This window comes from Pseudomonas asturiensis, from assembly GCF_900143095.1.
Taxonomy (GTDB): domain Bacteria; phylum Pseudomonadota; class Gammaproteobacteria; order Pseudomonadales; family Pseudomonadaceae; genus Aquipseudomonas; species Aquipseudomonas asturiensis.
Genome location: NZ_FRDA01000014.1, coordinates 26,971 through 48,610 on the forward strand (window position 1 = coordinate 26,971; position 21,640 = coordinate 48,610).

The following is a 21,640-nucleotide window of genomic DNA, read 5'->3' on the forward strand; positions in this document are numbered from 1 at the left end:
GCTTCGTGAAAACTGTAAAAAAAGTGTTCGCTCACGGCGAGATTTGTAGGAGTTTTCTGCTGTGGTTGTATGAATGGTCTTTGGCTGTTAGTCCGCGGGGGTAAGCGCCATGCAAAGCACTAAACGACTAAGCTATTGTGCTGACTCTAAAAACTCGAATAGCGAAAATTGGACTGCCCATGAATAAAGTGCTGATCGTGGATGATCATCCCGTCATTCGCCTCGCTGTACGCATGCTGATGGAGCGTCATGGCTACGAGGTCATTGCGGAGACTGACAATGGAGTGGATGCGCTGCAGCTTGCCCGTGAACACCTGCCGGATATCGTCATTCTGGATATCGGTATTCCCAAGCTCGACGGGCTGGAGGTCATTGCGCGCCTGTCGGCGATGACCCTGCCGTTCAAGGTTCTGATCCTGACGTCCCAGGCTCCCGGCCATTTCTCGATGCGCTGCATGCAGGCGGGCGCAGCGGGCTATGTCTGCAAGCAACAGGACCTCACCGAGCTGTTGAGCGCCATAAAGGCCGTGTTGTCGGGCTACAGCTATTTTCCCAACCAGGCGTTGCACACGGTTCGTTCCAGCATGGGGAATGCGAGCGAATCGGATATGGTCGACCGGCTGTCCGGGCGCGAGATGATGGTTCTGCAACAACTCGCAAGGGGTAAAACCAACAAGGAGATCGCGGACGGCATGTTTCTGAGCAACAAGACCGTCAGCACGTACAAGACGCGTCTGCTGCTCAAGCTGAATGCGCACTCACTGGTCGATCTGATCGAGCTGGCACAACGTAACGGGCTGGTGTGAGGTGAGGCCCGTCAGGGGCCGTGTGGCTGTGTGCCGTTCAATGCGCAGTACGTCAACCCGATTGAAGCCCCTTGCCAAAAGAGGCTTCAATGACGCTGGCATGCTCTGGCTATCCCGTGCTCGAAATGGCTAAAGGTCGAAATCGTAGTCGGCCAGTTGCTTTTGCAGACGTCGCTCCTCAAGCAGATTATCAATGGTGCGCCGCTTGCTCAGATTGGTCTTGGCCGGTTCGTTAGGGGCTTGCTCGGTCTCATCCGCTTCGACGGCGACAAATTCGTCATCGATGTCTAATTGCTCTTTGCCAGTACTCATGAAGGTGACTCCAGGCTTCGGCTCTGTTGGCGCACCTTATATCGACAAACATGAAGCGGGTAAAAAAGATTTTTTCAATCGATCAGCCGGCAACAATCTATCTGCATCAATCGTCGGACGTTTTCAGTTTGTAATCGCACAAGTCTTCGATCCGGCAACTGCCGCAGCGGGGCTTGCGTGCCTGGCACACATAGCGCCCGTGCAGTATCAGCCAATGATGCGCATCCAGCAGATAATTTCTGGGTACAAATTTCATCAACTGCTTTTCTACCTCCACGACGTTTTTGCCAGGAGCAATGCCGGTTCGGTTGCTGACCCGAAAAATGTGCGTATCAACGGCCATGGCAACCTGGCGGAAAGCCGTGTTGAGTACCACGTTGGCGGTTTTACGTCCTACGCCCGGCAATGCTTCCAGTGCTTCGCGGGTTTCTGGTACTTCACTGTTGTGCTGCTCCATGAGCAACCGGCAGGTTTCAATGACGTTTTTGGCCTTGCTGTTGTACAGGCCAATCGTCTTGATGTATTCGGACAGCCCATCGACGCCCAGCGCGTAGATCGTCTCGGGTGTGTTGGCGACGGGGTACAGGCGTGCGGTTGCCTTGTTGACGCTGACGTCGGTTGCCTGCGCCGAAAGAATCACCGAAATAAGCAGCTCGAACGGGGTGGTGTACGCCAGTTCGGTTTTAGGATCGGGGTTGTCCTCGTGGAGCCTTCGGAAAATTTCCAGACGTTTTGCAGCATTCATGAAAAACGCGATTCCTTGGGTAGGTCCGACTGCCAGATGGCGGCTGGATCGTAATTTGCCACTGTACCGTCGGTTTGCCAAATGGGCTGGTGACAGTGGCTCAGGTCGGTTGGTCAGCCGATGTCGACAGCGCACGTTCTTGCGCGTCGAGTTTGCGCTGCGCATCCTGCAGTTGCTGATTCAGCGCGTCCAGCTGGTCTGGTGTAGACGCTCCCGCCTGTGCCTTCGCAAGGGCTGCACGGGCCATGGCCTGCTGAATTCTGGCACGCTTCACCGCGCTGTCATCCTTCTTGGCTATCGGGGTTGCCACCACAGCGTGTGTAGCGCCAAGAAGCTGTTCCAGAGCCTGCTCGGCGGCCTCGTACTCGAGCTGAAGTTCGACCAGCCGCCTGGCCTGTTCGGCAATGGGCGGGTGTCCGAACGCCTTGAGGGACTTGTTCAACTGCGCTCGACTCATGGCAACCGTGATGCGGGCTTTTTTCAGTGCCTGTTCATCAATGCCAGCGACTTCAGTCCTGCCGGTCTCTTGTCGAGACGTCGGGCCTGGAGCCGTTTTCTGCGCTCTGGCCATACGTTCGGCCTGACGCTGGTCCTGTTCGCGCTGCAGGCGTCTGTTGCGCGATTCGAAGCGGCGGCGGGCCTGGTCGCGCTTGTGGAGACGGGCTTGCCGCTGCGGTGCGCTCAGTGCCAGGTCACCCACCAAGGGGATAATTGCGTTCGCGGGCGATACCAGGGCTGGTAGAGGATGCATTTCAATGCAGTCCACAGGGCACGGTGCCACACACAAATCGCAGCCTGTGCATTCGTCGATGATCACTGTGTGCATCAACTTGGCGGCGCCGACAATGGCGTCGACCGGGCAGGCTTGAATGCATTTGGTGCAGCCGATGCACTCGGCCTCTCGAATAAAGGCGACCTGCGCCGGTGCCGATCCGCGCTCCGTGTCCAGAGGCAAAACCGGAAGGGCCAGCAGTTTTGCCAGCCCGGCAATGGTTTCGTCACCACCGGGCGGGCATTTGTTGATCGCCTCGCCATCGGCAATGCCTTGCGCATAAGGCTTGCAACCGGGGTGCCCGCACTTGCCGCATTGTGTCTGCGGAAGGAGAGCGTCAATGTGCTGAATCAGGTTCATGCGCTTGCCGGGGAGCGAACAGGCGTTAGCCAGTAGGGTTCAAAGGGTCATTGTTGCGGATATGCAAAAGCCCGGCACCCGCCGTCTATCGGCGAATACCGGGCTTTTCTGTCGCTTACTTGATGCGTTGGCCGGGCTTGGCGCCGCTGTCCGGGCTCAACAGGTAGATTTCTTCACCGCCAGGACCTGCCGCCATCACCATGCCTTCCGAGATGCCGAAGCGCATTTTGCGAGGCTTGAGGTTGGCAATCATCATGGTCAGGCGACCTTCCAGCTCGCTCGGGTTCGGGTAAGCGCTCTTGATACCCGAAAACACATTACGCTGCTCGTCGCCGATATCCAGTGTCAGGCGCAGCAGTTTGTCTGCCCCCTCCACGTGCTCGGCCTTGAGGATCAGGGCAACGCGCAGGTCGACTGCTGCGAACGCGTCGAAGTCGATTTCCGCTGAGAGAGGATCCTTGACCAGCTCGCCGTTGCCTTGAGGCGCGGTGTCGGTGGCGCTTGCTGCCAGATCTTCCCTGGATGCGGCGGTCATGGCTTCAACCTTGACCGGATCGATCCGCGTCATAAGTGCCGAGAACGGATTGAGCGTGTGGTTGACCAGCAGTGTCTTGTGGTCATCCCAGGTCAAGGGGGCGACGTTGAGGAACGCCTCGGCGTCGGCAGCCAGTTTCGGCAATACCGGCTTGAGGAAAATCACTAACTGGCGGAACAGGTTGATGCCAAGGGCGCACACAGCCTGGACTTCATCCTGCTTGCCTTCCTGTTTGGCCAGCGCCCAAGGGGCCTTTTCAGCGATGTAGGCGTTGGCGCGGTCGGCCAGGGCCATGGTTTCGCGCATGGCGCGGGCGAAATCGCGGGCTTCATAGGCCTCGGCAATGCCTGGCGCAGCGGCAAGAAATGCGTCGGTCAGCTCCGGCGCAGGGTTGGCAGACACCATGACCCCGGCATTGCCTTTATGGATGAAGCCTGCGCAACGGCTGGCGATGTTCACCACCTTGCCGATCAGGTCGGAATTGACCTTCTGAATGAAGTCTTCCAGGTTGAGGTCCAGATCATCCACGCCACGGCCCAGTTTGGAGGCGTAGTAATAGCGCAGGTACTCGGGCGACAGGTGCTCGAGGTAGGTGCGCGCCTTGATGAACGTGCCACGGGATTTGGACATCTTCTGGCCGTTGACGGTCAGGTAGCCGTGAACATTGATCGCGGTTGGCTTGCGCAGGCCAGCGCCTTCCAGCATGGCTGGCCAGAAGAGGGCGTGGAAGTTGACGATGTCCTTGCCGATGAAATGGTACAGCTCGGTGGTCGCGTCCTTGCCCCAGTAAGCGTCAAAGTCGAGTTCGGGACGGCGTGCGCACAGGTTCTTGAAGCTGGCCATGTAGCCGATGGGCGCATCGAGCCATACGTAGAAATACTTGCCTGGCTCGTCGGGGATTTCGAAACCGAAATACGGCGCATCGCGGGAGATATCCCACTGTTGCAGGCCGCTGTCCAGCCATTCGGCAATCTTGTTGGCGACGGCATCCTGCAGGGTTCCGCTGCGCGTCCAGCGCTTGAGCATGGCGTCGAACGCCGGCAGGTCGAAGAAGAAGTGCTTGGAGTCTTTGAGGACGGGTGTCGCACCGGAAATCGCCGACTTAGGGTCTTTCAGGTCGGTTGGGGCATAGGTCGCGCCACATTTTTCGCAGTTGTCGCCGTACTGATCCTCGGTGCCGCATTTCGGGCAGGTGCCCTTGATGAAGCGGTCCGCCAGGAACATTTTCTTTTCCGGGTCGAAATACTGAGTGATCGAGCGCGTGGCGATATGGCCTGCATCGCGCAGACGGGTATAGATCATGCTCGACAGCTCGCGGTTTTCATCCGAGTGCGTCGAGTGGAAATTGTCGAAATCCACCAGAAAATCGGCAAAGTCGGCGCTGTGTTCGGCCTTGACGTTGGCGATCAGTTGTTCAGGGGTGATCCCTTCCTTTTCGGCACGCAGCATGATTGCCGAACCATGGGCGTCGTCTGCGCAGACATAGGTGCACTGATTGCCGCGATGCTTCTGGAAACGCACCCACATGTCGGTCTGAATGTACTCGAGCATGTGACCAAGGTGGATGGAACCATTGGCATAGGGCAGGGCGCTGGTAACGAGAATCTTGCGTGGCTCGGACATGGGGCTCGGCTACTTGAACTGAAACGGAGGTCGGCCACTATAAAGGTCTGAGCGATTTTTTTCACCTCGTGCGGTTGTGGGAATGCTCCTGGATGAGGAGTGAAACCATGTCGGCGTCCGGCAGAAGAGGTAGGATAGCCGCCTGTTTTACTCAGTCTTTTTTCGGAGCGAGCCCATGAGCGCTGTCAATCGCGCGGCGGTGGAGACGATTCTTCGCCAGTACACCGACCCCTATCTGAATCAGGACCCGCTCAGCGCTGGCTGTGTACGGGCCATCGATATCGAGGGGTCGCAGGTCACTTTGCGACTCGAACTGGGCTACGCCGCCGACTTGTTCAAGAACGGCTGGGCGCACGTCCTCAAGACGGCCATCGAGAATATCGAAGGTGTATCGGCTGCCAAAGTCGAAATCACCACCGTCATCAGTGCGCACAAGGCTCAGAGCCAGATCCCCGGCCTTGCCAATGTGAAAAATATTGTGGCTGTGGCTTCTGGCAAAGGCGGTGTCGGCAAATCCACCACGGCGGCCAATCTGGCGCTGGCGCTGTCTCGCGAAGGCGCGCGTGTGGGGATTCTCGACGCAGACATCTACGGGCCGAGCCAGGGCGTGATGTTTGGCATTCCCGAAGGCACACGGCCAAGGATCAAGGACCAGAAATGGTTCGTGCCGATAGAGGCCCATGGTATCGAAGTGATGTCGATGGCGTTTCTGACCGATGACAACACGCCAATGGTCTGGCGCGGGCCGATGGTGTCGGGTGCGTTGTTGCAACTGGTCACGCAGACAGCATGGAATGATCTGGATTACCTGATCATCGACATGCCGCCAGGCACGGGTGATATCCAGCTTACGTTGGCACAGAAAGTCCCGGTGGCTGGTGCTGTCATCGTCACTACGCCGCAGGATCTGGCGTTGCTGGATGCGCGCAAGGGCGTCGAGATGTTCCGCAAGGTCAATATTCCGGTGCTGGGCGTCGTTGAAAACATGGCGGTACACATCTGCTCGAACTGCGGGCATGCCGAGCATCTGTTCGGTGAGGGGGGGGGCGAGAAGCTGGCTTCGCAATACGACGTCGAGTTGTTGGCCTCATTGCCACTGTCGATGCTGATTCGCGAGCAGGCCGATGGCGGCAAGCCTACGGCGATTGCCGAGCCGGAAAGTCAGATTGCGATGGTGTATCAGGAGTTGGCTCGCCATGTCGGCGCGCGGATCGTCTTGCAGGAGGCGGCCAGTCCGGCCATGCCGACGATCTCTGTCAGTGATGACTGATCGGTAAGGCGTTTGTCGAGAGCGGGTCGGCCCTGTTCGGCCCGTTTCCAGCGTGCATTGCGGCTAAGCTCGAATTACAGGCAAAAAAAAACCCCGCTTTTGAGGGCGGGGTTTTTAAGCTGATCAGTACAAGTTAGATAACTTGAACTTCTTCAGCTTGCATGCCTTTCTGACCGCGGGTAGCGATGAAAGAAACCTGTTGGCCTTCTTTCAGGCTTTTGAAGCCGTCGGATTGGATAGCTTTGAAGTGCACGAACAGGTCGTCACCGGATTGTGGAGTGATGAAGCCGAAGCCTTTTTCATCGTTGAACCACTTAACGGTACCAGTTTGGCGATTGGACATAGTATATCTCCTTGGACAAAGTTAACTGCGGCGTAGGAAGAGCCCAGGCCGAGACTGAGTGCAAAGAGCTGGAAAATTCATGGAGATGGTTGGATCGAAATTCAACATCGTGTAGAGATTCTCAGTGACACAAGCAACACAGTGACGCCACCTTAACCCTTTTTGTCGGACGTGCCAATGGTCTGTCGAGGATTATTTCCATTCGCGTCGAAAGTGCGGCTCAGGTCTCATGGATGGCAGATATGTTGCCTTTGAACACGTGGCGCAGGCCCGGTAAGATGCCCCACATCTTTTTCACCTCGTAAATCAGGACATTCCCATGAGCATCAAATCGGACAAGTGGATTCGCCGCATGGCGCAAGAGCACGGCATGATCGAGCCCTTCGTCGAGCGTCAGATGCGTGGCGAAGGCGCAGACCGACTGATCTCCTTCGGGGTGTCCAGCTACGGCTACGACGTGCGATGCGCCGATGAATTCAAGGTCTTCACCAACATCAACTCGGCCACCGTCGATCCGAAAAACTTCGACGAGAAAAGCTTCGTCGACGTCAAGAGCGACGTCTGCATCATCCCGCCGAACTCATTCGCACTGGCACGTACCGTCGAATATTTCCGTATTCCGCGTAACGTCCTGACCATCTGTCTGGGAAAAAGCACTTACGCGCGCTGCGGCATTATCGTCAACGTCACGCCGCTGGAGCCGGAGTGGGAAGGTCATGTGACGCTGGAATTTTCCAACACCACAACCTTGCCGGCGAAAATCTACGCCAACGAAGGTGTGGCACAGATGCTGTTTCTGGAGTCTGACGAGGAGTGCGAGGTTTCCTACAAGGACCGCGGGGGCAAGTATCAAGGGCAGCGCGGCGTCACCCTGCCACGCACCTGATTTTTTTGGTGTTCTCTGTCCCGCGATGGAATTAATGTTCGTTTTCGCACTCTATTGCCTCACATGCATTCGTTTACGGTTGTAGGCGAAAGCCATTGATCAGGAGTGACCTATGAAGACCACGTTCAAAACCTCTGAACAGGAAACATCTCCTCCACTCAACGAGATCGGACTGCTGGCCTGGTCACTGATGGCTCACACCGAGCTGAACATGGTGGGGGGCGGGATTCCGGGAGACCCGGGACCGGACACGCCTTATCCCGAGCCGAGCGAGCCGGGTGTGCCTACCGTGCCGGACGAGCCGCCACCTGCGCCAGTCGCCTGATTCCCGAACGCCCGCTGTCTCTATCGAGGCCGCGGGCGTTTTCGTTTATCAGGCCCTCAGGCTACAGGCCATATTGCCCCATCCCCGGTGACATAAATCAACGTGTCCTTCGCTGGCCGGATAGCAAAGCCCCCCGTGAATTCGCCGAAAGCAGGCAGCAGGCTCACCTTCTGGCCGAGGTAGAAGCACGCCAGTCTCAAGCTCTGTCGACCCCGCCCATGCAACCGGTAAACCGGGTGGACATGCCCGGCCAGCACATGATGCGTCGCGTGCGCGTCGGGTTCGTGTTGCAACGCGAACGGGCCTAGCAACAAGGGTTCTGCCACCACCTCGATTTCGAGGCTGGCCGGAGGGTCGCCTGCGCGTTTGTCGTGGTTACCGCGTATCAGGGTGATTCTCAGGCCTGCCCGGCTCGCCCGCCATGCTTGCAGCGAACCGAGCGTGCCCGGGGCGTGGGATTCGGGGGCGTGCAGGAAGTCGCCGAGAAAGATCAGGTGCTCGCAGAGGTAGTCATCCAGTAGCCGGTCCAGACGACGCAAGTTGGCCTGTGTGGTGCCGTGCGGTACCGGCTGGCCCAGTTTGCGGTAGGCGGCTGCTTTGCCGAAATGCGCGTCGGCGATCAGCAAGGCGCGTTCGGCAGGATAGTAAATGGCCTTGTCGGCCAGCAGCCAAAGCTCTTCATCTGCCAGCGTGATAGCAATGCAGGGCTTCATCGATCAGATTCCGGGCCGGCGGCTTTTTCCAGATCGCGCACCATGCGCGCGATACGGTCAGCCAGTTTTTCCGAGCTGAGGCTCTCGCGAAAGCGCTCCACCAACAGGGGGAAGGCAAGTGGGGTGGCGCGTTTGATTGGATGCAGGTCGAGCCTGCGGGTGTTGATCTGACGCAGGGTATGCTCCAGTCGAGCCAGGTCCAGCTCCTGGCGCAAGACCTCCTGCTCAGCCTGCGTCAGCAACATGTTGTCGGCGTCGTATTGTTTGAATACCTCGAAAAACAGCCCGCTGGACGCCTGTAGCTGACGGTTGCTCTTGGCCGCGCCAGGATAGCCCGAGAACACCAGGCCCGAGATGCGGGCGATCTCGCGAAAGCGCCTTAGCGCCAGCTCGCCCGCGTTGAGGCTGGCCAGGATGTCGGCCATCAGGTCCGCTTCGGAAAACAAGTCTGCCTGCAATGCCTGTCCCCAGTCGATTTCGCTCGCGCTCAGCAACTCCAGGCCGTAATCGTTGACGGCAATCGAGAAGGTCAATGGCCGGTGCTGGCTCAGGCGCCAGGCGAGCAGGCTCGCCAGCCCCAGGTGTACGTGCCGGCCGGCGAACGGATACAGAAACAGGTGCCAGCCTTCACGGGACTTGAGCGTTTCAGCCAGCAGCGTGTCGCGTTGCGGCAGCCCGGACCATTCTCGTTGTACTTCCAGAAGGGGTTTGACGGCCTGCATCTCGGGGCTGTCAAAATGGCCATGCGCGGCGGCGTCGAACTTCTCCACCACGGCATCCGCCAGTTCGCTGGACAGCGGCATGCGCCCGCCACTCCAGCGGGGCACAGCGGCTTTCTTGCCGGTGGCACGTTTGACATAGGCGGTCATGTTCTCGACCCGCACCAATTCCAGCAGGCGCCCTGCGAACAGAAAGCCATCGCCGGGCTTGAGGCGTGCGATGAAGCCCTCTTCGACACTGCCCAGCGAGCCGCCACCGCCGCCTTTCTTCCAGTATTTGAGATTGATCGTCGCGTCGCTGACGATGGTGCCGACGCTCATCCGGTGCCGACGTGCCAGACGGGCATCCGGCACGCGCCAGATGCCGTGCTCGTCCGGCTCGACGCGTCGGTAGTCGGGGTAGGCCGTTAGCGAATGGCCGCCATTGCGTACGAAGGCCAGCGCCCATTGCCACTGTTCATCGCTCAGGTCGCGATAGGCCCAGGCGGTGCGCACTTCTGCCAGCAACTCATCAGGCAGAAAGCCTCCGCCCAGTGCCACACTGACCAGATGCTGCACCAGTACGTCCAGTGGCTGGTGAGGCGATTCCCTTGGCTCGATCATCCGTGCAGCGACCGCATCATGGGCGGCGGCGGCCTCCACCAGTTCAAGGCTGTGTGTCGGCACCAGCGTTACTCGCGAAGGGCGGCCCGGTGCGTGCCCCGAACGCCCTGCGCGCTGCATCAGACGCGCCACGCCTTTCGGGGAGCCAATCTGCAGCACGCGCTCCACGGGCAGGAAGTCCACGCCCAGGTCCAGGCTGGAGGTGCAGACCACCGCCTTGAGCGAACCGTCCTTCAAGGCCCGCTCAACCCAGTCGCGCACCTCGCGGGCCAGGGAACCGTGATGCAGAGCGATCAGCCCGGCCCAGTCCGGGCGGGCTTCCAGCAGCGCCTGATACCAGATTTCCGATTGCGCGCGGGTATTGGTGAACAGCAGGCAGCTGGCGCTTTTTTCAACCTCTGCGACGACTTGCGGCAGCATGCGCAAGCCCATATGACCCGCCCAGGGAAAGCGTTCGATGGAGGGCGGCAAGAGCGTGTCGACCTGCAACGCTTTGACGACCTTGCCCTGAACCGTGACGCCGCCTTCGCCCAGCAGCACTTCCTGCGCGTGCTGCTGATTGCCCAAGGTTGCAGAAATACCCCACACGATCAGTTGTGGATTCCATTGGCGCAAGCGGGCCAGTGCCAGTTGCAACTGAACGCCGCGTTTGTTGCCGATCAACTCATGCCACTCATCGACCACGACCATGCGCAACGTCGAGAGCGTCGGCTGGGCGTCGGCTCGGGTCAGGAGCAGGGTCAGGCTTTCAGGGGTGGTGATGAGCGCTGAGGGCAGTCGACGCCCTTGCCGGGCGCGTTCGCTGCTGCTGGTGTCGCCGGTGCGCAGGCCAACTGACCAGTTGATGTCCAGCTCGGCCAGCGGCGCTTCAAGCGCGCGTGCAGTGTCGGCGGCCAGTGCGCGCATGGGCGTGATCCACATGACACTCAACGGCGCGGCAGGCGGTTTTTTCTTGCGGGGTTTGTCTTCGGTCGGGGATTGGGTCGAGGCGAACCGGTTGAGCGCTGCGAACCACACCGCGTAGGTTTTGCCTGAGCCGGTACTGGCGTGCAACAGGCCGGACTCACCCTGTTTCACCGCCGCCCAGACTTCCTTTTGAAAGGCGAACGCCTTCCAGCCTCGGGCCCGAAACCATCGCTGAGCGAAATCGTTGGGTCTGCTCATGCGGTCGAAATGCTCTGAAGGGCGATAACTCAGAGACAGCGACAAAAGGGTAATAGTTTTAAACGGTTATCGAGGGACACCCTAATGTTTGATACGTGGGAGGCGGCGTGCCGACGATGCAGGCGGCGCGATGCGTCAGACAGACCGCGTCATATCGTTTATCGCCGGCAAGCCGCCTCCCACAGGTGCCGGATCGTGCCCGCGCGCTACGTCACCTCCAGCGGTTACTTCAGGTTTCCGCTCAAGAACTGCTGCAACCGCTCGCTCTTGGGATTGTTCAGCACATCATCCGGGTGTCCGGATTCTTCGATCTGGCCCTGATGCAGGAACACCACCTGGCTGGCGACCTTACGGGCAAAGCCCATCTCATGAGTCACCAGGATCATGGTACGGCCTTCATCTGCCAGACCCTGAATCACCTTCAGCACTTCACCGACCAGCTCCGGGTCGAGCGCCGAGGTCGGTTCATCGAACAGCATGATCTCCGGTTCCATCGCCAGCGCACGGGCAATCGCCACGCGCTGTTGCTGGCCGCCGGACAGAAACGCCGGGTACTGGTCGGCCACGCGCTCGGGCAGGCCGACCTTGTCCAGGTATTTGCGTGCACGGGCTTCGGCTTCGGCCTTGGGCACACCCAGCACCCGGCGTGGCGCCATGGTGATATTTTCCAGCACGGTCATGTGCGCCCACAGGTTGAAGTGCTGAAACACCATGGCCAGTCGGGTGCGGATACGTTGCAGCTCGTCCGGGTCGGCCACACGCATGCCATCCTTGTCGCTGACCATGCGCACTTGCTGGCCGTCCAGGCTCATGGCGCCGTCGTTGGGCTGTTCCAGAAAGTTGATGCAACGCAAAAACGTACTCTTGCCCGAGCCGCTGGCGCCGATCAGGCAGATGACATCGCCGCTGCTGGCCTTCAGCGACACGCCTTTGAGCACCTCGTTGTCGCCATAGCGCTTGTGCAGGCCATCGATGGTCAGTTTGTACATGAGAGGTCCTCAAGGAGAAAGTAGGTAGCCGCTGCGATAGGCCCGCGTGCCCGCTATATGGGCGATGACCATGCCTGCGGTGGCCATGCGGCGCAACGAGCGCGCATACAGCAGACCCGCATTGAGCGAATGAATGCTGGTCACCGCGTCGCTGATTGGATCGATGATCTCGGCGATCAGTTGTCCGGCTTCGACGTGCTCGCCAGGCGTCGCACAGAACACCAGCAAGCCGCCGACCGGTGTCGCGACCGGCTCGACCGCGGCCAGAGGCGTCGCGGGGTAGAGCAGTTCGGGTGGCATCTGCCGTTCGCCGTCGATCAGGCCGGCATCGACCAGGTAATTGATGATTGCCTGGCTGTCACGGCTGGCCAGTGAGTGATTGACGTCGCCTTGCCCACGCAGCTCAAGGGTCACCGAGAAGCTGCCCATCGGGATCGGGAAGCGCTCGCCGAAGCGCTGCTGCAATTGCCACCAGACCAGCGTGAAGCATTCGTCGAACGACTGACCGCCTGAATCGGTCGCCAGCAGGCTCGCCTGTGCGCCGAGGTAACGTGACAGCGGCTCGACCTTCGGCCAGGCTTCGGGCGTGGTGTACAGGTGCTCGACCGACTCGAAGTCGCAATGCAGGTCCAGCACCATGTCGGCATCGCACGCCAGGCGCTGGAGCGTCAGGCGCAATGACTGCAACTGGGTGGTCGGTATCCGGGCGTTGAGCGCGGCGCGCAGGCTGTCGCGCACCAGGGTGCGGTTCTGAATCGGGTCCTGGGTCAGCCGCGCTTCAATCTCGTCGCCCACCTGTTGCCCGAGGTCGATGAACCCGCGATTGAAGTTCTGCCCGCTTTCCAGCTCGTAGCGTCCCAGCGGCGTGTCCATCAATACCTGTTCGAGACCTATGGGGTTGGCCACCGGCACTACGACGATTTCGCCCAGCAGGCGACCGGCGTTTTCCAGCTCGGCCAGCCGCTGCTTCAAGTACCAGGCCACCAGCATGCCGGGCAGTTCGTCGGCATGCAGGGAAGCCTGAATGTAGACCTTGCCCGCGCCGGTCTGAGGGCCGTAGTGAAAGCTGTGAACGCAACGCACGGTGCCCGGCAGCGGCGACAGCACGTCATGGGTGTGATGGTGCATGGGCGCTGTCCTGATTAATGAGCGGGGCCGAGGAAGGCCAGCCAGCGACGTTCGGCGAGCCGGAACAACCCGACCAGAATGAACGTAACGGTCAGGTACATGACGGCAGCGATCCCGAAGGACTGGAAGGTCATGAAGGTCGCCGAGTTGGCGTCCCGCGCGACTTTCAGAATGTCCGGCACGGTGGCGGTGAACGCCACGGTGGTGGAGTGCAGCATCAGAATCACTTCGTTGCTGTAATAAGGCAGCGAGCGGCGCAGCACCGACGGCATGATCACATAGGCATACAACTTCGAGCCGCTCAGGCCGTAAGCCTTGGCCGCTTCGACTTCGCCATGGGCCATGCTGCGGATCGCACCAGCGAAAATCTCGGTGGTGTACGCGCAGGTGTTCAGGGTGAACGCCAGGATGGTGCAGTTCATCGCATCGCGAAAGAACGCATCCAGCAAGGGCTGCTCACGCACCGCCGCAATGCTGTAGATGCCGGTGTAGCAGATCAGCAACTGAATATAGAGCGGGGTGCCGCGAAACAGGTAGGTGTAGAACTGCACCGGCCAGCGTACCCATCGTTTGTTCGACACGCGGGCGATGGACAGCGGAATCGACAGGCAGAAGCCAATGGCGATGGAGGCGCTGAGCAGCCACATCGTCATCGCCAGACCGGTCACATTCACGCCGTCTGTATAAAGGAAGGGCTTCCAGTATTCCTGAAGCAACTCGATCATCGCTGTGCCTCCCGGCTGCCTGCGGCGTAGTGCCGTTCAGCCCAACGCAGGGCGAAGTTCGATGCGCTGGTGATCGCGAGATAGATCAGTGCCGCCAGAACCAGGAAGTAAAACAGTTGATAGGTGCTTTTACCGGCATCCTGCGAAGCCTTGACCAGATCGGCCAGGCCAATGATCGACACCAGCGCGGTTGCCTTGAGCAGCACTTGCCAGTTATTGCCGATGCCGGGCAGCGCGTAGCGCATCATTTGTGGAAACACTACAAAACGAAAACGCTGGCCGCGCGTGAGGCCATAAGCGGTGGCCGCCTCTACCTGACCACGTGGCACCGACAGAATCGCGCCGCGGAAGGTCTCGGTGAAGTACGCCCCGTAGATGAAGCCCAGCGTGATGACGCCCGCGCTGAACGGATCAATCTCGATGTATTCCCACTCCATGGCGTCGGTCAGGCTGGTCAGCCAGGTTTGCAGGCTGTAGAAAATCAGCAGCATCAACACCAGATCCGGAACCCCACGAATCAGGGTGGTGTAGACCTGTGCCGGCACGCGCAGCAGCGCTGAGCTCGACAGCTTGGCGCTGGCCCCGATCAGTCCGAGCACGATGCTCAGAAACAGGGACAGCACCGAAAGTTTGACGGTCATCCAGGTGCCTTGCAGCAGCAGCGGGCCGAAGCCCTTCAGGCTGAAGGCCGAAAGTCCGAGAGTGTGCATCAGTGAGTCGAGCATGGATAAAACCTTGAGCGGTCACGAACAGAAACGCCCATCGAAAGGGCGGCGAATCATCGCCGAAATCGATGGGCGTCGAGGTGTTATTTACCGCTGTACAGATTCAGGTCGCCAAAGTGCTTTTTCTGGATTTCGGCGTAGGTGCCGTCATCGTGCAGCGCTTTGATACCTTTATCGAGAAGGGCTTTGAGCTCTTTGTTGCCTTTGGCGATGCCGATGGCGGTTTTGGCGGGCAGCAGTGGGCTGTCTACGGGTTCGCTGACTTCGTAACCGGCACCGGCTGGCGATTTCAGGAAGCCCAGTTCAGCCTGCAGCATGTCCTGAATGGATGCGTCCAGACGGCCGGAGGTCAGGTCAGCGTAAACCTGATCCTGGTTGGCGTAGGCCTGGGTTTTCACGCCAGCCTTGTCCAGTACGGCCTTGGCATAGGCTTCCTGGATGGTGCCTTGCTCGTAGCCCACGGTCTTGCCTTTCAGGCTGGCCGGGTCGGCGGTGAGGCCTGCACCTTTCTTGAACACCAGCGAGGTCGGGCCGGAGAACAGTTCGTTGGAGAAATCGATGACCTTCTCGCGAGCCGGGGTCACGGTCATGGAGGAGATCACACCGTCGAACTTGCGGGCTTTCAAGCCAGGGATCATGCCGTCGAAATCACTTTCGACCCACTTGCAGGTGACTTTCAGCTCTTTGCAGATAGCGTTGCCCAGGTCGATATCGAAGCCCACCAGGCTGCCGTCGGCGGCTTTGGATTCGAACGGTGCGTAAGAAGGATCGACGCCGAAGCGCAGCTCCTTGTACTCCTTGGCCATCGTGTTACCAGCGGCCAGGCACAAAGCCAGTGCGGAAAGGGTCAGCCATGCTTTTTTCATTATTCAGTCCTTAAAACCTGATGGGGGTGTTGGGAACGCGCGAGGCTTGTTGCTACCGGCGGGTGCCAGACGCTCTAAGGTAGCAATTTCCGAACCAGAGAGACGAACGTGCGTTTGAAGTGTAAGTGGTTGTCGCTATTTCATATAAATGCATGGCGTTCTGCCTTCGCGTCGCCGCCAAGGTCCGCAAGGATGTCCCTTTTGCGCAAAGCTGATCGCGTAAAAGAGGGTGCGGGAAGCAGATTGGTAACGATCCTGGCGAGCGCGCAACAGCAGAGTGTGTAGGAATGATCAGATTTGGTGCGCCTTATTTCGGGCGCACCCTTCAGGTGCGTCAGCTCAGCAGGTCTTGCAGCGTGGCCAGGCTGTCGGCTTCAGACACGGGCTTGTCCTGCCTCCAGCGCAGCATTCGTGGAAAGCGTACGGCAATCCCGCTCTTGTGCCGTTTGGACAGCGCGATGCCCTCAAAACCCAATTCGAACACCAGCGTGGGGCTAACACTGCTCACCGGGCCGAACTTTTCGACGGTGGTCTTGCGCACGATGGCGTCCACCTTGCGCATCTCTTCATCGGTCAGGCCTGAATAGGCCTTGGCAAACGGCACAAGGGTACGTTCGCTCGATTCAGGCGGGCCGTCCCAGACCGCAAAGGTATAGTCGCTGTACAGGCTGGCGCGGCGTCCGTGGCCGCGTTGTGCATAAATCAGCACCGCGTCCACGCTGAACGGATCGACTTTCCACTTCCACCAAACCCCCATGTCCTTGGTGCGCCCGACGCCATACAGCGAATCACGCGCCTTGAGCATCATGCCTTCGACACCCAGGCTGCGGGACGCTTCGCGCTGGCTGGCCAGGTCCAGCCAGTCCTTGCCGGTCAGCACCGGAGAGGGCATGAGCACTTCACTGCGCGCCTCGCCGATCAAGGTTTCCAGTTGCGTGCGGCGTTCATGTTGCGGACGGCTACGCCAGTCGTGGCCTTCCCATTCGAGCAGGTCGTAGGCCAAAACCACGACCGGCACATCCGTGAGGATCTTCTTGCCCAGCGTCTTGCGTCCGATGCGTTGTTGCAGCAAGGCAAACGGTTGAACCGACGGGCTTGTCTTCGGAGAGTCGCTGTCCAGCGCGAATTTCGCATCGCGGTCGGGTGCCGTTTCGGGTGCTTTCCAGACCACGATTTCGCCGTCGATCACGGTGCCGTCGGGCAGGCACTGAACCAGACTGTGCAGCTCGGGGAAGCGATCCGTCACCAGCTCTTCGCCACGCGACCAGATCCATAGTCGCCCATCGCGCTTGACGAGCTGTGCACGAATGCCGTCCCACTTCCATTCCACCTGCCATTGCCCGGCCGGACCTAACAATTCCTCGAACTGGTCGGCAGGCTGTTGCAGCGAGTGGGCGAGAAAGAACGGGTAGGGCTGGCCGCCGCGCTGCGCGTGTTCGTCTTCTGACTCGGCGGCAATCAATTTCAGGTAGCGCTCGGCGCTTGGCCGGTGCGACAGATCGGTGTAGCCCACCAGCCGTTGCGCGACCCGTTTGCTGTCGATATCGGCCAGCGAGGCAAGGGCGCGAGTGACCAGCAGCTTGGATACGCCCACCCGGAAGCTGCCGGTGATCAGCTTGATGCACACCATCAGACTGCTACGGTCCAGTTGCGACCAGAATGCAGGCAGGCGCTCGGCCAGTTCTTCCGGTGGCAGACCGCGCAAAGGCAGAAGCTTCTCTTCCATCCAGACCGCAAGGCCTTCATCGTTGCTGTGCTCGGCCTGTGGCAGCAGCAAGGAGAGGGTTTCCGCCAGATCGCCTACCGCTTGATAGCTTTCCTCGAACAGCCACTCTGGCAGGTTACCCAAGGTCATTGCCTGTTCGCGCAGAACGCGGGTTGGCACCAGTTGCCGAGGTCGTCCACCCGACAGGAAGTACACTGCCCACGCCGCGTCCTGTGGATCGGTCTGTTCGAAATACTCACGCATGGCCGCGAGCTTGGCGTTGCTTGAGGTGGTGGCGTCCAGCCGGCTGTACAGTTCGGCGAAGGCTTTCATGACGCGGTCTCGCTCGTTTTATCAGACTCCGCCTGCGCGGGTGCGTCGTCTTCGTCGCCGTATTCGGTGGTAAAACCCTGCGCGTCCAGGCCCAGTTCGCGCAGGTAGCGCACCAGTACGCCGACCGAGCCATGGGTGACCATCACACGCTCCGCCCCCGTCTGTTCGATCGCCCACAGAAGTCCCGGCCAGTCCGCATGGTCAGAAAGCACGAACCCTTTGTCCACGCCGCGTCGACGTCGTGTGCCGCGCAGCATCATCCAGCCACTGGCGAACGCATCGCTGTACTCGCCGAAGCGCTTCATCCAGCTGCTGCCGCCCGCTGAAGGTGGTGCCAGAATCAGGGCCTGCCGCAGCGCCGGATCGGTTTTCTTGAAATCGCCTGCGTAGTGGGTTTCAGGGATTCGAATGCCGCCTTCGCGGTACACCCGATTCAAGGGTTCGACTGCGCCATGCACCAGAATCGGGCCGATGCTGGCGTCGATGCCGTGCAAAATGCGCTGGGCCTTGCCGAACGAGTAGGCAAACAGGACGCTCGCTTTGCCTTGGGCCGCGTTGGCGCGCCACCAGTCGTTGATCCCCTCGAAAATCTGCGACTGCGGTGCCCAGCGGTAGATCGGCAGGCCAAAGGTCGATTCCGTGATGAATGTGTGGCAACGCACCGGTTCGAATGCGGCGCAGGTGCCGTCCGGCTCGACCTTGTAGTCGCCCGATGCCACCCAGACTTCACCTCCGTATTCCAGCCGAACCTGCGCCGAGCCCAGCACGTGACCGGCCGGATGCAGGCTGAGCTTGACGCCGTGATGCGTGATGGACTCACCGTATTCGAGGGTTTGCAGGTTGATGTCCTGCCCCAGACGCGAACGCAGAATCCCTTCGCCACTGGCCGCCGACAGGTAATGCTCATTGCCCGTACGGGCGTGGTCGCCATGCGCATGAGTAATCACCGCCCGCTCGACCGGACGCCAGGGGTCGATATAAAAATCACCAGGTGGACAGTACAAACCTTCAGGGCGCGCAACGACAAGATCCATGGGGCAACCGTATGGATGGGCTTGTTAGCTATGAGCCGGGGCAGGGCGGGAAGTTCGTGGAGTTTTGGGGGGCTGGGCTGTCTTGCCGCAAACGTGGGAACGGACTTGTCCGCGAAAGAGCCAGTCGATCCAACAAGAATTCAGCGACTGAACCACTGTATTCGCGGACAAGTCCGCTCCCACCCATGACGATGAGTGCTCTGCCCAGATTATCAGGCGCAACTCAAAACCGTGGGAGCGGACTTGTCCGCGAAAGAGCCAGTCGATTCAACAAGAATTCAGCGACTGAACCACTGTATTCGCGGACACGTTGGCTCCCACGAAGGTGCTGGGCGATAGCGTTCCGTCGGGGCGTGGTGGAACCTCCCTCGGTCCAGGAGTCAGGCCGAGGGAGTGAAGGTTTTACTTCCCGGGCGTCAACGTCAGACGCTGCTTGCCATAACCCTTCTCATAGTTCGGCTGCTGCAGCGGCATGGACATGTATTGCGCCTTCAGCCAGGGTTCGATGCTGTTGGCGTAATACGGGCTGGCCGGGTTGCCGGACTGGCCGGTGCTGATCACCCCCGTCATCGGCTCCACCAGGCTGAAGTCGACGATCATGCGCAGACCGGGTGCCATGCGTGCATCGAAGCTTTTGCCCCATTCATAGCCGGACATGTTGATCGTTGTGTGATCGCCACCTGCCGGTAAAGCGCTGCGGTTGTACTCGACGCCGCCCATTTGCTTGACCAGCGGGTAGGTTTGCGTCCAGTTATCGCGATGCAGCTTGCCCCACTGCCAGGCCTTGTGATCACTGCCCAGCAGGCTGTCGCCACTGGTCACGGCTGCGGCGAGGCTGCGCGCCAGAATGGCGGGTTTGTCTTCTTTCTGCGGGGTTTTGACGTCGTCCCAAAAAGGGCTGTCGTCGCGGCCCAGCAGGTGGTCGGCCTGAGGCGAGTAAGACGAGCCAGCATTGGCGACCAGCGCCTGCCAGGCAGGGCTGCTTTCCGGGCCCAGTTCATCCAGGAAAATCTGTTTCGCGCTTTCCTGCAGAAAGAGTTCGTACAGCGCAGCATCGGCCGAGGTAGCGCTCAGCTTGCCGTCGAACGCCATCAGGCGGGTGTAGGCTTCGCGGGCTTTATTGCGCTCGGCCTCGGGCAGTGCGTCGATCGCCTGCTTGAGCGGTTTGCTCATGCCCGGTGCTTCGAACATGGTTTTGAGCTTGCCGGCAAAGGTGGTGGTCTGGTCGTACTGCATGGCAATGGTGCTGCGCAAATCCTGCTTGGCGCCGTTGGCCAGTTCGGCAATGCGCTCGGCGCGCTCCGGGTTGCCCCACGAGTTGGAGAGCTGCATGCCGTAGCCCTTCGGAATCGTGCGCTGGTTGGCCGTGGCAATCCAGCCCTGGCGTGGGTCCTGATCATAGGGATGCAGCATCGAGTCGGCGAAACCGTCCCAGTCGTACTTGCCATCCCAGCCCGGCGACGGCAGCAAGCCCTGGCCTTCACGACGATTCGGGAAGCGGCCCGTGACCTGCCAGCCGATGTTCGAGGCGTCAGCAAACACCATGTTCAGGGTGATCGCGCGGATCTCGCGACTCGTGTCGAAGGCTTTTTCCACGTTAGGCGCACGGGACAGATCGAAGAACGCATCCAGGGTCTTGTCGTCCTTGAAACTTGGCGTTTGCAGCGCCAGGCTCAGGCCATTGCCAGGCGGTGTGGCACTGGCATTGAGCAGCGCGCCGTGACGTGTGGCGTAAACCGTTTCGCGAATGGCCCGGTTACCTTTGACCAGGAAGGTCTCATCGTGAGCAATGGCGGGCACCCATTTGCCGTCGGCCATGTAAGACACACGATTGCCTTCGCGTTTGATCTTCTCCAGGAACAGGTCCTGATTGTCGCCTTTGACGTTGCTCATGCTCCACGCCAGCTTGCCGTTGAAGCCACTGAGCACCAGCGGCAGACCTGCGATGGAGACACCGGACACTTGATATTTCGGTGCGCGGATCTGCACGAAGCTCCAGGCCGAGTTCAAACCGCCGGGAAACTGCATGTCGGTGGCCAGCAGGCTTTTGCCGCTGCGGCTGCGCTGTGGGGCGATGGCCCAGTTGCTCGACGCCGCCACGCCCAGCATGTTCAGGTCGGAAAGCTGCAGCGCGACCTTGTTCAGATCGCTCAGGTCATTGACCTGGTTGTTGAGGTTCAGGCCTTTGAGCTTGTCGGCCTCGGCGAATGGGAGTTCTTCATCGGGATAAGTCGGCAGCAGCCAGGCAAGTTTGTCGGCACCCACTTTTTGCGCCAGAACGAGCCCGGACAGTTCTTCTTGCAGGTTCACCGACTGGCTGAAGTTGAGCAGGCTGAAAATCAGCGCCGAGTCTTCGGGTTTCCAGTACTCAGGCTTGTAGCCGGAGCTGGCCACGTCGGCTGGCAATTTGTCGCGGTAGCGGAACAGGTAGGCGTTCACGCCGCGTGCATAAACGTCGAAGAAGCGCTTGAGACGGGGCGATGAGGCGTTGTAGAGATCACTGGCGTTCTGCTTGAGGTTGACCGAGCGCATCAGGCGGTCGACTTCCAGCGCATCGGCGCCTGCCATTTCCGACAGACGGCCCTGCGCCAACAGACGCATGCCAAGCATTTGGCTGATGCGATCCCCGGCATGCACGTAGCCCAGCGTGAACAGGGCGTCGTGGTAGGTGCTGCTTTCAATGAGCGGCATGCCCATGCTGTTGCGCCGTACCGACACGTTTTGCGCCAGGCCTTTGAGCGCTACGGTCCCGGAAGCGGGCAGCACCGTGTCGTTGTCACCACCGCCCAGTTGGCAACCAGCCAGGCTCAGGAAACTCACCGCAGCGGCGGCAGCGCCAAATCGGGGCAGAAAATGAAGAAAGGCTGGCGAGGCCATGGGCAAGCTCCTGGAGGGGTAACGTACAAAAGTCGCTACGTTAGAGAGCAGGCAGGCAGCGCGCAAGCGGGCAGAGTGAGTT

19 protein-coding genes are annotated in these 21,640 nt (G+C 59.9%); 4 read left to right on the forward strand and 15 right to left on the reverse strand.

Annotation, left to right across the window (positions count from 1 at the left end):
• Positions 1 to 179 precede the first annotated feature (179 nt).
• Positions 180 to 806 (forward strand): response regulator transcription factor, encoded by a 627-nt coding sequence (locus BUB69_RS21090; RefSeq protein WP_002554843.1) that lies wholly within the window; start codon positions 180 to 182, stop codon positions 804 to 806.
• Between the two features lie 129 nt (positions 807 to 935).
• On the opposite strand, the gene BUB69_RS21095 is transcribed toward BUB69_RS21090, so the two are convergent.
• From BUB69_RS21095 to metG, 4 genes are all read right to left on the reverse strand, one after another.
• Positions 936 to 1,118 (reverse strand): PA3496 family putative envelope integrity protein, encoded by a 183-nt coding sequence (locus tag BUB69_RS21095; RefSeq protein ID WP_073170139.1) that lies wholly within the window; start codon positions 1,116 to 1,118, stop codon positions 936 to 938.
• A 106-nt stretch (positions 1,119 to 1,224) separates the two neighbouring features.
• The gene (nth, locus tag BUB69_RS21100; protein ID WP_024686873.1) at positions 1,225 to 1,863 is read right to left on the reverse strand and encodes an endonuclease III; all 639 of its coding nucleotides are present in this window, start codon (positions 1,861 to 1,863) and stop codon (positions 1,225 to 1,227) included.
• A gap of 100 nt (positions 1,864 to 1,963) precedes the next feature.
• The gene (gene rsxB, locus BUB69_RS21105; RefSeq protein WP_073170141.1) at positions 1,964 to 2,995 is read right to left on the reverse strand and encodes an electron transport complex subunit RsxB; all 1,032 of its coding nucleotides are present in this window, start codon (positions 2,993 to 2,995) and stop codon (positions 1,964 to 1,966) included.
• A gap of 115 nt (positions 2,996 to 3,110) precedes the next feature.
• Positions 3,111 to 5,153, reverse strand: coding sequence for a methionine--tRNA ligase (gene metG, locus BUB69_RS21110; RefSeq protein WP_073170143.1), 2,043 nt, complete (start codon positions 5,151 to 5,153; stop codon positions 3,111 to 3,113).
• Positions 5,154 to 5,328: 175 nt separating this feature from the next.
• On the opposite strand from metG, the gene apbC reads away from it, so the two are divergent.
• Positions 5,329 to 6,423 carry an iron-sulfur cluster carrier protein ApbC gene (gene apbC, locus BUB69_RS21115; RefSeq protein ID WP_073170145.1) on the forward strand — a complete coding sequence of 365 codons (1,095 nt, stop codon included), beginning with the start codon at positions 5,329 to 5,331 and terminating at the stop codon, positions 6,421 to 6,423.
• Between the two features lie 133 nt (positions 6,424 to 6,556).
• Here the strand turns inward: apbC and BUB69_RS21120 are convergent, their stop codons facing one another.
• Positions 6,557 to 6,766 carry a cold-shock protein gene (locus BUB69_RS21120; protein WP_002554837.1) on the reverse strand — a complete coding sequence of 70 codons (210 nt, stop codon included), beginning with the start codon at positions 6,764 to 6,766 and terminating at the stop codon, positions 6,557 to 6,559.
• Between the two features lie 319 nt (positions 6,767 to 7,085).
• Here BUB69_RS21120 and dcd point away from each other — a divergent pair, with 319 nt between their 5' ends.
• Both dcd and BUB69_RS21130 read left to right on the forward strand, forming a co-directional pair.
• The gene (gene dcd, locus BUB69_RS21125; RefSeq protein WP_003184751.1) at positions 7,086 to 7,652 is read left to right on the forward strand and encodes a dCTP deaminase; all 567 of its coding nucleotides are present in this window, start codon (positions 7,086 to 7,088) and stop codon (positions 7,650 to 7,652) included.
• A gap of 112 nt (positions 7,653 to 7,764) precedes the next feature.
• Positions 7,765 to 7,977 (forward strand): hypothetical protein, encoded by a 213-nt coding sequence (locus tag BUB69_RS21130; RefSeq protein ID WP_024686878.1) that lies wholly within the window; start codon positions 7,765 to 7,767, stop codon positions 7,975 to 7,977.
• Between the two features lie 56 nt (positions 7,978 to 8,033).
• Here BUB69_RS21130 and pdeM read toward each other — a convergent pair whose 3' ends face one another.
• The 10 genes from pdeM to BUB69_RS21180 form a co-directional block, all read right to left on the reverse strand.
• Positions 8,034 to 8,690: a ligase-associated DNA damage response endonuclease PdeM gene (pdeM, locus tag BUB69_RS21135; protein WP_073170147.1), complete on the reverse strand. Its 657-nt coding sequence runs from the start codon at positions 8,688 to 8,690 to the stop codon at positions 8,034 to 8,036.
• Positions 8,687 to 11,176: a ligase-associated DNA damage response DEXH box helicase gene (locus BUB69_RS21140; RefSeq protein WP_073170149.1), complete on the reverse strand. Its 2,490-nt coding sequence runs from the start codon at positions 11,174 to 11,176 to the stop codon at positions 8,687 to 8,689. Before BUB69_RS21140 ends, pdeM begins: the two co-directional genes overlap by 4 nt.
• A 224-nt stretch (positions 11,177 to 11,400) precedes the next feature.
• On the reverse strand, positions 11,401 to 12,165 hold the full coding sequence (locus tag BUB69_RS21145; RefSeq protein ID WP_073170151.1) for an ABC transporter ATP-binding protein: 765 nt from the start codon (positions 12,163 to 12,165) through the stop codon (positions 11,401 to 11,403).
• Between the two features lie 9 nt (positions 12,166 to 12,174).
• Positions 12,175 to 13,293: a succinylglutamate desuccinylase/aspartoacylase family protein gene (locus tag BUB69_RS21150; RefSeq protein WP_073170153.1), complete on the reverse strand. Its 1,119-nt coding sequence runs from the start codon at positions 13,291 to 13,293 to the stop codon at positions 12,175 to 12,177.
• Between the two features lie 14 nt (positions 13,294 to 13,307).
• On the reverse strand, positions 13,308 to 14,018 hold the full coding sequence (locus BUB69_RS21155; protein WP_073170155.1) for an ABC transporter permease: 711 nt from the start codon (positions 14,016 to 14,018) through the stop codon (positions 13,308 to 13,310).
• A complete protein-coding gene (locus tag BUB69_RS21160) occupies positions 14,015 to 14,743 on the reverse strand; it encodes an ABC transporter permease (RefSeq protein ID WP_073170157.1) in 729 nt (242 codons plus the stop codon). The genes BUB69_RS21155 and BUB69_RS21160 overlap by 4 nt, the downstream gene beginning before the upstream one ends.
• Positions 14,744 to 14,826: 83 nt before the next feature.
• The gene (locus tag BUB69_RS21165) at positions 14,827 to 15,609 is read right to left on the reverse strand and encodes a transporter substrate-binding domain-containing protein (protein WP_073170159.1); all 783 of its coding nucleotides are present in this window, start codon (positions 15,607 to 15,609) and stop codon (positions 14,827 to 14,829) included.
• Between the two features lie 334 nt (positions 15,610 to 15,943).
• A complete protein-coding gene (locus tag BUB69_RS21170; protein WP_073170161.1) occupies positions 15,944 to 17,647 on the reverse strand; it encodes an ATP-dependent DNA ligase in 1,704 nt (567 codons plus the stop codon).
• A complete protein-coding gene (locus BUB69_RS21175; RefSeq protein WP_073170163.1) occupies positions 17,644 to 18,681 on the reverse strand; it encodes a ligase-associated DNA damage response exonuclease in 1,038 nt (345 codons plus the stop codon). The genes BUB69_RS21170 and BUB69_RS21175 overlap by 4 nt, the downstream gene beginning before the upstream one ends.
• A 402-nt stretch (positions 18,682 to 19,083) precedes the next feature.
• The gene (locus tag BUB69_RS21180; protein ID WP_073170165.1) at positions 19,084 to 21,558 is read right to left on the reverse strand and encodes a penicillin acylase family protein; all 2,475 of its coding nucleotides are present in this window, start codon (positions 21,556 to 21,558) and stop codon (positions 19,084 to 19,086) included.
• Between the last annotated feature and the right edge of the window lie 82 nt (positions 21,559 to 21,640).